Origin of the sequence: Campylobacter sp. TTU-622, from assembly GCF_016598965.1 — a bacterium.
GTDB lineage: Bacteria > Campylobacterota > Campylobacteria > Campylobacterales > Campylobacteraceae > Campylobacter_D.
Genome location: NZ_JAENKR010000054.1, coordinates 1 through 8,396, shown reverse-complemented (window position 1 = coordinate 8,396; position 8,396 = coordinate 1). Strand labels below are relative to the sequence as shown.

General features: G+C 26.2%; 9 protein-coding genes. 2 read left to right on the top strand and 7 right to left on the bottom strand.

The window, feature by feature from the left end; genetic code table 11:
* Positions 1–198: 198 nt before the first annotated feature.
* Positions 199–1,575 (bottom strand): hemolysin family protein, encoded by a 1,377-nt coding sequence (locus JG677_RS05775; RefSeq protein WP_200285643.1) that lies wholly within the window; start codon positions 1,573–1,575, stop codon positions 199–201.
* Between the two features lie 78 nt (positions 1,576–1,653).
* Positions 1,654–2,826 (bottom strand): putative transporter, encoded by a 1,173-nt coding sequence (locus tag JG677_RS05770; RefSeq protein WP_200285642.1) that lies wholly within the window; start codon positions 2,824–2,826, stop codon positions 1,654–1,656.
* A gap of 124 nt (positions 2,827–2,950) precedes the next feature.
* On the opposite strand from JG677_RS05770, the gene JG677_RS05765 reads away from it, so the two are divergent.
* Positions 2,951–4,156 (top strand): saccharopine dehydrogenase family protein, encoded by a 1,206-nt coding sequence (locus JG677_RS05765; protein ID WP_200285641.1) that lies wholly within the window; start codon positions 2,951–2,953, stop codon positions 4,154–4,156.
* A 12-nt stretch (positions 4,157–4,168) separates the two neighbouring features.
* Here the strand turns inward: JG677_RS05765 and JG677_RS05760 are convergent, their stop codons facing one another.
* The 5 genes from JG677_RS05760 to tupB all read right to left on the bottom strand — a co-directional run bounded on the left by JG677_RS05760 (position 4,169) and on the right by tupB (position 7,298).
* The gene (locus JG677_RS05760) at positions 4,169–4,531 is read right to left on the bottom strand and encodes a methyltransferase (protein ID WP_200169968.1); all 363 of its coding nucleotides are present in this window, start codon (positions 4,529–4,531) and stop codon (positions 4,169–4,171) included.
* A gap of 104 nt (positions 4,532–4,635) precedes the next feature.
* Positions 4,636–4,860 carry a hypothetical protein gene (locus JG677_RS05755; protein ID WP_200285640.1) on the bottom strand — a complete coding sequence of 75 codons (225 nt, stop codon included), beginning with the start codon at positions 4,858–4,860 and terminating at the stop codon, positions 4,636–4,638.
* Between the two features lie 71 nt (positions 4,861–4,931).
* The gene (sodB, locus tag JG677_RS05750) at positions 4,932–5,594 is read right to left on the bottom strand and encodes a superoxide dismutase [Fe] (protein WP_200285638.1); all 663 of its coding nucleotides are present in this window, start codon (positions 5,592–5,594) and stop codon (positions 4,932–4,934) included.
* Positions 5,595–5,665: 71 nt separating this feature from the next.
* Positions 5,666–6,610, bottom strand: coding sequence for a tungstate ABC transporter ATP-binding protein TupC (gene tupC / locus JG677_RS05745; RefSeq protein WP_200169966.1), 945 nt, complete (start codon positions 6,608–6,610; stop codon positions 5,666–5,668).
* A 1-nt stretch (position 6,611) separates the two neighbouring features.
* Positions 6,612–7,298 carry a tungstate ABC transporter permease TupB gene (gene tupB, locus JG677_RS05740; RefSeq protein WP_200169965.1) on the bottom strand — a complete coding sequence of 229 codons (687 nt, stop codon included), beginning with the start codon at positions 7,296–7,298 and terminating at the stop codon, positions 6,612–6,614.
* A gap of 82 nt (positions 7,299–7,380) precedes the next feature.
* On the opposite strand from tupB, the gene tupA reads away from it, so the two are divergent.
* Positions 7,381–8,190: a tungstate ABC transporter substrate-binding protein TupA gene (tupA, locus tag JG677_RS05735; protein ID WP_200217264.1), complete on the top strand. Its 810-nt coding sequence runs from the start codon at positions 7,381–7,383 to the stop codon at positions 8,188–8,190.
* The last annotated feature ends 206 nt before the right edge of the window (positions 8,191–8,396 follow it).

Here is an 8,396-nt window from a genome sequence, read left to right as displayed (position 1 = left end):
GTAAAGAAAAAGAGATTTTAATAACTAAAGAGCAAAAGCTCTTTAGTGAATTAATATGAGTAATAAATAAATTTAATTATTAAACTACTTTCTAGCTTTTAATGTTAAAGAATAAGATTCAATAAATTTAGCTTATGTTTTATGCTTAAGGAAGGTTATAAATAAGAGTATATAAATAAAAATATCTACAAAGATGAATTAATCATCTTTGTGTTTTTTAGTGAGTTTTACTTGTTCTATGGAATTACCATTCATTTTTTGAACTTCATAATAACAAAGCTCATCTTCAATTTTTTCTCCAACTAAAGGCAAATGTCCTAAAAGATTAAAAACATATCCCCCAATAGTTACTTGTTCTAAATCTTCATCATATTTTATTTCTAAAAGCTCTTCTACTTTTTCTATATCACATCGACCTTGAAATTCAAAAACATTCTCTGAAAGCTGTTTATAATTGTCTATTTCTTCATTTTCACTTTTAATTTCCCCTATAATCTCTTCCATAATATCTTCAATGGTTAAAATTCCAGCTGTTCCACCATATTCATCAATTACTAAAGCAGTATGAGATCTTTCTTTATTCATCATAACAAGAACTTTTGAAATACTGATATTTTCAGGTACAACTACAATTGGTTTTACAAAATTCTCTAAATTTTTATTATTTTTAGAATTTTCATTTTTATTTATAAGTTCATTTTGTATGATATCTCTAATGTGTATTATTCCTAAAATTGTATCTTTTGAACCATCAATATAAGGAAATCTTGTGTGTTTATGTTCGCAAATAGTTTGAATATTTTCAGTATAGCTTTTTTGTTTATTTAAACAAATCATATCTTTACGTGGAGTCATAATTTCTTTGGCAACCGTATCTGAAAAATCAACTGCATTGCGTATTATCTCTGTTTCAAATTCATCTAAAATTCCACCTTTTTGGCTTTCACTTGCTATAATTTTAATTTCTTCCTCAGAATGGGTTAAATCATATTCTTTAGCGGGTTTAATTCCAAACATTTTCAAAGTTAAAGCTGCCAGAAAATCAAAAATTTTAATAAAAGGTAAAAATAAAGACCAAAATAAATGTAGAGGTTTAGCTATCCAAAGTACCGCTTTGTCTGCTGTTACTATTGCTATACTTTTTGGAACTAATTCTCCTAAAACAACGTGCAAAAGAGTGATAATGCTAAAAGCTATGATAAAAGAGATAGTATGAATAAATACTGAGTTAAAGCCTAGTTTTAAAAGCGGTATTTCTAAAATTTTAGCTATAGCTGGCTCACCTATCCAACCAAGAGCTAATGAACTTAGAGTAATACCAAGCTGACAGGCACTTAAATAAGTATCAAGTTTTGAGGTAATTTCTAAAGCTTGCTTGGCATTAGCTTTTTTATCTTTTACATATTCTTCAAGTTTTGATTTTCTTACTTTAACAATACTAAATTCAGATAAAACGAAAAAACCATTTAAAAGTACTAAAATAATCGTGATTAAAATCATAAATATAGAATAACTTACATCAAAAGATGTTTGAGATAAGGTTTTATTTAAGTCTAAAATTTGACTGGGGTCCAATGAAACTCCTTGAATTTAAAATAAATATTTAGAAATTATACATTATCAAAAGTAAAATTTTAGCTTAAAATAATTGGGTTAATTATAAGAAATATTTTTTTCAAATTCATTTAAACGTTTATAAATGCTTCTAAGCTGAGTGATTGTTGTCCAATTTTCTATAAAAACACTAAAAGAAGTCCTTACTTGATCAAAAGCATTATTTATTTGCATAACAACGCCTAGACCAATAGCACCACTAAAAAGGCTAGGAGCTATAATCAAAAAAGGAACAATAACTAATATTTGTTTAAATAATATAAGCCAAATATTAAAATATCCATAATGCAAAAAAAGTCTATGATAATTAAATTTTAATCCTATAAAAAGTTCAATCATCGTTTCATTTTTGGCATATTGTTTTCTATCATCTTCTGCAAAAACTAATTCTTTTCTAAATGCAGCTTCTGCTTTTTGATTGTTATATTCAAGACCAGGAAGTTTAATCCCTATAAACCAAGAGATAATAAGCCCGCCTAAAGATATTAAAAGTGCTATATAAACCAAAAATCCATCTAAATTAACTAAAAAATAAAATAAAGAATCTTTTGATAAACTTTGAGATAAACTTTTAGAAATTTGATCACTTAAAGCCCATAAGATAGGTATAAAAGCAATAAGCGTCATTAAAGCTTTTATAAAAGCTAAACCAAGTTGTTCTACTATTTTAGAAAAATTGTAAATATCTTCTTGAATTCTTTGAGAGCTTCCTTCTATATTATCATCTTTTTGTTTCCAAAATTTTAAATAATCAAAAGTCATAGCTTCACGCCATTTAAAAGCATAAACACTCGTAAAATAAATATTAATCGTTGCTATGATTACATAAGGCAAGGCAATACATAAGAATATAATGATTAAAGAATAAAAATCTTTAATATCATAATTTGTTTTTATTTCTATATTTTTTACTCCAAAAAAGTTTTTTAAAAGAAATTGATAATAATAAATTGAGGCTTTATTGATTAGATTTGCCTTTTCTAAATTTTGTTTGGCCAACTCATTTGCTTTTTGAATTTCTTCATCTGAAAAGATTAATAATTCATTAGAGCTTTGAATTTTTGGTTTTTGTAATGCATTATAAAAATTTTGATACCATTCATTAATGGCAACATTTAAAGTTATTTGCAAATATAAAAATAATAGCAATAAAAATAAACCAGAATACGCCCAAAGCGCCCATCTTTTAGAAAGAAAAAATGATTTAAACATCTTAAAACTTTATAAAATTAATTTTAGTATAATATTAATTATATTTTTTTATTTTAAATCATATATAAATTTTTAAGATTTTATATGAAATTTTAAATAAATTTAATTTCTAAGGATAAATATAATGGCAAATCTTTTAATCATAGGTGCAGGCGGAGTAAGTCGTGTAGCTACCATAAAATGTGCGATGAATAAAGACACTTTTAATAAAATCACTCTAGCAAGTAGAACAAAAAGTAAATGTGATGAAATTGCTACTTTTATTAAAGAGCGTTTAGGAGTAGAGATTGAGACTGCACAAATTGATGCTGATGATACTGATAAGGTTGTAGAACTTATTAAAAAAACAAAAGCACAAATTTTGCTTAATGTGGCTTTACCTTATCAAGATTTAAGTTTAATGGATGCTTGTATAAAAACTGGGATTCATTATATTGATACAGCAAATTATGAACACCCTGATTTAGCTAAATTTGAATACAAAGAACAATGGGCAAGAAATGATAAATTTAAACAAGCAGGAATTTTGGGACTTTTAGGAAGTGGTTTTGATCCAGGGGTAACTAATGTTTTTTGTGCTTATGCACAACAAAATTTATTTGATGAAATTTCTTATATAGATATTTTAGATTGTAATGCAGGTGATCACGGCTATGCTTTTGCAACTAATTTTAATCCCGAGATTAATTTGCGTGAAGTTTCTGCTAAGGGGCGTTACTGGGAAAATGGTAAGTGGATAGAAACAAAACCTATGGAAATAAAAATGGAATGGGACTATCCAGAAGTAGGCGTAAAAGATAGTTATTTGCTTTATCACGAAGAACTTGAAAGTTTAGTAAAAAATATTAAAGGTTTAAAAAGAATACGCTTTTTTATGACTTTTGGGCAAAGCTATTTAACTCATATGAAATGTCTTGAAAATGTAGGAATGCTAGGTATTAAGCCTGTAATGCATCAAGGAAGAGAAATTGTGCCAATTGAATTTTTAAAAACCTTACTTCCTGATCCTGCAAGTTTAGGACCACGCACTAAAGGTTATACTAATATAGGTTGTGTGATTCGCGGTATAAAAGATGGCAAAGATAAGCAAGTTTATATTTACAATGTTTGCAATCACGAAGAGTGTTATAAAGAAACAGGTGCTCAAGCTGTAAGTTATACTACAGGCGTTCCTGCTATGATAGGAACAAAACTTGTTGCTAAGGGAATTTGGCAAGGTAAGGGTGTATTTAATATGGAAGAATTTGATGCTAAGCCTTTTATGGATGAGCTTAATTCTCAAGGGCTTCCTTGGAAGATTATCGAAATGACTCCAAGTTTAGGAGAGTAAGTGCTTTAGCACTTACTTTTGTCCTATATAAATAAAATGTTCCACGCTACCTTCAAAATTGTATAAGTTAATCAATTCATAATCTCCCCAAAATAAAGGTTTAAAAGGCTTAAAATCTTCTTTTAATTCTTCTATATTTTTAGTAAAACGTATATATGAAGAACCACTTAATCTACCACTTGGACATTCTTTTACCTCGCATAATCCATTATCCATAAGTTCTCCTCTTTTATACATACTATAGCCTTTATCGCTCATCATTGTGGCAAATATAATAGCCCCTTTATTGCACAATTCATAAAATTCTTGTATAGTTTCTTTAAAAGCTTGTTTAGTAAGATAATATAAACTTTGATTTGCAAATATAAAGTCCATTTTTACATTAAATAGATTTTTAAAACTAGAGTTAGGAGTTATAATGTGAAAATTTTTAGAATCTAAGTAAGGATCTTTTTCCCAGATATTTTTTAAGCTAGGAACTATATCAATGCCATAAGGCTCAATACCCCCCCCCCAGTTATGTTTTGGAAATATTTAGAATGCACTCCATTTCCACAACCAAAATCAAGTAATTTTCCACTTGTTTTATTTAATTTATATTTTAAGATTCTCTCATAAAATCTTATAACGTGTCCATCAGGATATTGTAATCCATATCCTTCTTTTTCGTATTTTTGGGTATATGCTAATAAAGAATTATCCATATTTATCCTTTCTATGTAGAATTTTGACAATTAAGTCAAAATTCATTATAACACAAGAAAAGAAATAAAAGTTATTTTACGCTATGAAGTTCATTTGCATAAAAGCTAACCGAATTCATACCTTCTTTTAAAGCCCATTCATAAGCTTTTGAAACAAAACTCCAATTAATATGAGCATAGAATTTTTCTAAATAAGCAGGACGAGCATTGCGATGATCTATATAATAAGCGTGTTCCCAAACATCTACAACAAGTAAAGGAACTTTATCTTCAGTTATTGGTGTAGCTGCATTTGAAGTGCTTGTAAATTCTAATTTTTGATTTTTAGTATTATAAACAAGCCAAAACCAACCTGAACCAAAAACTCCTGTGGCGCCTTTAATAAATTCTGCTTTAAAATTTTCTAATGAATCAAATTCTTTTTCTAAGGCTTCTTTTAATTTTTCATCCAAGCTTTCACAATTTCCCCCACATCCACAACCAAGTTTTGGTTTTATGCAATCAAAGTAAAAATCGTGATTATAAACTTGTGCAGCATTATTAAATATTCCTCCATTTGAATTTTTAATAATATGGATTAAATCTCTATTTTCAAATTCTGTTCCCTTAATAAGATTGTTAAGATTATTTATATAAGTTTGATGATGCTTTCCATGATGAAAATTAAAAGTTTCGCTACTTAAAAAATCTCCAAAATCATTGATATCATAAGGTAATTTTCTTAATTCAAACATAATTTCTCCTTTGTTATTTTTATTAAAATTGTAACATAAATTATTTAAAAAGAGTAAAAAAGTCTTTTTATTTATATATAATAAATAGCTTCTTTATCAAAGCTTAGTTCTATATCTTGATAGAGCTTTAGCGAGAGTTTTTGAAACTCTTCATTTTTTAAGGCAAATTCTAAAATTTTATTTCCAGAATTCACTCTAATAAATATAAATTCTTTTTTTATTCTTAAAGCAATGATTTTTGCTTTTTTAATATGAAATTTTAAATGATTGCCTAGTTTTATTTTATAAGGATTAATAGCTATTTTTTGTGCTTTTGTTTCAAAATAAAGAGGATTTGAAAATTCTATAATATTTTGTTCTAAATCAAAAATATTTATATTTTCAAATTCCAAAATTTTCCCATCGTGTAAATAAAATTTAGTTTGTGCCAAATCATCTAAAAAATTTTTATCGTGACTTACTATAAGAAAACCATTTTTTCTTTCTTCTTGAAATTGCAATAAAGCTTTTTTAAATAAAAATAAAGTATTTTTATCTAAAAATGCACTAGGTTCATCTAAAAGATAATATCTAGCTTTTATACTTAAGGCTATAGCTAAAGATATTTTTCTAATTTGTCCAGAAGAGAGTTCGTGAGTATTTTTTTTTAATAAATTTTTATCAAGATCTAATAATTTTAAAGCTTTTTGAATACTTTCATCCCAATTTTCTTTTATATCATAAGTTTTTAATGCAAAATAAAAATTTTCTTTTACATTACGATTAAGAAGAATGGGATCAGGAAGCAATAAATAAATTTGTCTTTTTTCTTTGAGTGAAAGTTTGTTTTTACCAAAATAAGTAATATTTTTAGAGAAATCTCCTTCTAAAAAAGCAAGTATTCTTAAAAGTGTGCTTTTTCCACTTCCATTTATACCAGTTAAAATACTTATTTTTTCTGTATCAAGACTAAGATTGTTAATATTTAAAATCATTTTTTCTTTATAAAAAAATTGAAGATCTTTTATATTTATCATTTTAGTCTCTTTTTAGTTTATGGATAATGAAATTTAAGAAAAATGAAAGAGTAATAAGAACTAAAGCTAGTGCAATACCTCTTGCAAATTCTCCTTTACTTGTTTCAAGAGAAATTGCAGTTGTAATTGTTCTTGTGTCGTATTTTATATTTCCCCCAACCATCATAGCAACTCCAACTTCAGCAACAATGCGTCCATAGGCTAGAGCAATAACACTAATTAAAGCAAATCTTAACTCATAAATAATGGTTAAAATAAGTTTTGTAGAGCTTAAATGAAAAGATTTGATAAGTAAAAAATGTTTTGGATTCATATTTTCAATTAAATTTGAAAAAAGTGCTATGATTATAGGTAAAGCTAGAATAAATTGCCCTAAGATTAAAGCTTTTGTTGTAAAAAGTAAATTTAGATTTCCTAAAGGACCTTTATAAGAAATAAAAGCATAAATTATCAATCCTATAGCAACGGTTGGAAAAGAAAGGCTAGTATTGATTAAAAGTTTAATAAAACGTTTAAATTTAAAATTAAAAAATCCCAAAGCAAATCCTAAAGGAAATCCAATTAAAAGAGCTAAAATAATAGAAACACTAGAACTTAAAAGTGTGGTATAAATAGCAGAATAAATACTTTTATCTCCACTAAAAAGTAAAAATATGCTTTGTTTTAAACCTTCTAAAATATAATCCACATAAAACCTTTTTAATATTGAGAAATCTTAGCATAATTATGCTAAGATAAAAATATTTATTTACTTATAAAGGAAATTTCTAATGAAAAAATTATTTTTTTTATGTGTATTTATACTTAGCATTAATGCCATAGAGCTTAAAATGGCAACAACAACAAGCACAGATAATACAGGTTTACTTGATGCTTTAAAGCCTCTTTATGAGAAAGAAAGTGGAAATACTCTTAAATGGGTTGCTGTTGGAACAGGTGCTGCTTTAAAACTTGGTGAAGATTGTAATGCAGATGTTGTTTTTGTCCATTCTCCAAAGGTAGAAAAAGAATTTGTTGCCAAAGGTTTTGGTGTAGATAGAACGCCTTTAATGTATAATGACTTTATTTTAATTGCTGATAAATCTTTAGCGCCTTTGTTTAAAGATAAAAGTTTAAAAGAAAGTTTAGAGCTTATTAAAGATAAAAAATTAACTTTTATTTCAAGGGGAGATAAATCAGGTACAGATAATAAAGAAAAAAGTCTTTGGAAAAATTTAACAGGCGAAGTTCCTGAGAAACAAGCTTGGTATCAACAAAGTGGTCAAGGAATGTTAGCTTCTATTATGATAGCTGCAGAAAAAAAAGGTGTTATTTTAACAGATCGTGGCACTTATATTAAATATGAAGCAAATGAAAAAAATAATCCAAGTTTAGTTATAGTTAATGAAGGAGATAATAGTTTAAAGAATTTTTATTCTATTATAGCTGTAAATCCAAAGCATTGTAAAAATGTCAATTATATAGAAGCGAAAAAATTTATTGAATGGATAAGTAGTGATAAAACTCTTAAATTTATTAGTGATTTTAAATTGTTAAATAAGCCTTTATTTATAGTTGATTCCAAAACAAGAAAAGAATAATTTTTTATAAAAATTTCAAATTTTGAATTTACAAATTAGATTAGAAAATAAAGATAATTATAATTTTATAATTATCTTTATTCTTGGATATTTTCAATTTGCTTTAATTCTTTGTTTAATACTTTTAATAAAGTTTATTTTTAATTTAAAATATTTTATCATTTTTTAAAACAAAACATACTAAAATAGTCCTTTTAATACTAATG